At 42.4% G+C, this 1,601-nt stretch carries 2 protein-coding genes and 1 pseudogene; 2 read left to right on the forward strand and 1 reads right to left on the reverse strand.

Annotated elements, in window-relative coordinates; all coding sequences use genetic code 11:
- Positions 1-309, forward strand: a 309-nt coding sequence (locus B4K20_RS07205) for a histidinol dehydrogenase (RefSeq protein WP_289282409.1), incomplete at its 5' end; no start/stop codon positions are given.
- 2 nt (positions 310-311) lie between these two features.
- Positions 312-1,367: a histidinol-phosphate transaminase gene (gene hisC, locus B4K20_RS07210; RefSeq protein ID WP_289282410.1), complete on the forward strand. Its 1,056-nt coding sequence runs from the start codon at positions 312-314 to the stop codon at positions 1,365-1,367.
- Here hisC and B4K20_RS07215 read toward each other — a convergent pair.
- Positions 1,368-1,601: pseudogene (locus B4K20_RS07215) on the reverse strand (DUF4124 domain-containing protein); the annotation flags it as partial.

Consider the following 1,601-nt stretch of genomic DNA (forward strand, 5'->3'; position numbering starts at 1 on the left):
TTAGAATTGTCTGTTGATGAGCCGATGGAGATGGCTAAAAAAATCCGCCATGCAGGTGCTATCTTCTTGGGCCGTTATACGCCTGAAGCACTAGGTGACTATTGTGCCGGACCGAACCATGTTCTTCCTACATCAAGAACAGCAAGATTTAGTTCACCATTGGGTGTTTATGACTTTCAGAAACGTTCTAGTCTGATTCAGGTATCGGAGCAGGGTGCACAGAGCTTAGGTAAGGTAGCATCGGTATTAGCTCGCGGTGAAAGTCTCACAGCACATGCTAGATCAGCAGAATATCGTCTTAAGGATTAATCATGAGTCGCTTTTGGAGCGGTTTTGTTAAAGAGTTAGACCCTTATGTGCCAGGTGAACAACCCAAACTGGCCAATTTAACGAAGCTCAATACCAATGAAAATCCGTACGGCCCATCACCAAAAGTGATTGAGGCCATTCGCATGGCGGCAAGTGATCGCTTGCGTTTATACCCGGACCCGACATCAGCCGAGCTACGGCAAGCAATCGCTGATTTTTATCAGATCGATAGCGCGTATGTGTTTGTCGGAAATGGCTCTGACGAAGTTCTTGGACATGTGTTTAATGCGCTGTTTAGGCATGAATCGCCTATCTTATTTCCAGACATCAGCTATAGCTTTTATCCGGTCTATTGTCAGCTTTATCAGATAAGCTTTGACAAAGTACCGTTAAATGATGCATTTGAGATTGATGTGGATGACTATAGCAATACCAACGGTGGGATTATTTTTCCTAATCCCAACGCGCCTACAGGCTGTTTATTAGCGCTTTCTGACATCGAAAAATTACTACGAAAGAATACCGATTCAGTTGTAGTGATTGATGAAGCATATATTGATTTTGGTGGTGAGTCTGCCGTCAGTCTGGTCAAAGATTATCCTAATCTTTTGGTTGTACAGACAATGTCAAAGTCGCGGTCCCTAGCTGGTCTCAGGATAGGTTATGCGATTGGTCAACCTGAACTGATTGAAGCATTGATTCGGGTTAAAGACAGTTTTAATTCTTATCCCGTTGACAGTTTGGCCTCTGCTGCTGGGATTGCAGCGATGAAAGATAAAGCCTATTTCAAAGACACCTGTCAGGCAGTCATTGATGAACGAAATAAAGTGGTAACAGGGCTTCAAGAGTTAGGGTTTGATGTGCTGCCTTCAGCCGCCAATTTTGTTTTTGCTTCGCATAAGCAGGCCAAGGCCGCTGATATTGCGGCTGGACTTAGAAAAGAAGGCATTATCGTTAGACACTTTAACAAACCGCGAATTGAACAGTTTTTACGGATTTCTATTGGCACTGCAACTGAAAACCAGCAATTATTATCGGTTATGGATACGTTAGTTTAACTATTGTTTGTTAGGTTTAAACAGGTATTTCAGTCGTTTGAGATCATGATCATATTTACTTTCTAACTGTGTGATCTCGGCTTTCAGATCATTAATAGCTTGCTGTCTTACTTGAATTTCTTCTTTTGCTGCATCTAAGCGTTTTTGCATATTAGCAGTGATTTTGGCGCCACTTAGCTCACGTTGAGCAGCTTCATTTTGTAGTTGATAGAGATATTGTTTGAGATCAGGTAG

The sequence above is a fragment of the Methylophaga sp. UBA5088 genome, assembly GCF_002414625.1.
GTDB classification, from domain to species: domain Bacteria; phylum Pseudomonadota; class Gammaproteobacteria; order Nitrosococcales; family Methylophagaceae; genus Methylophaga; species Methylophaga marina.

Bases quoted from the DNA above. Each gene is read 5' to 3' on its own strand.
- hisC (WP_289282410.1), top strand. From the start codon at position 312: ATGAGTCGCTTTTGGAGCGGTTTTGTTAAAGAGTTAGACCCTTATGTG.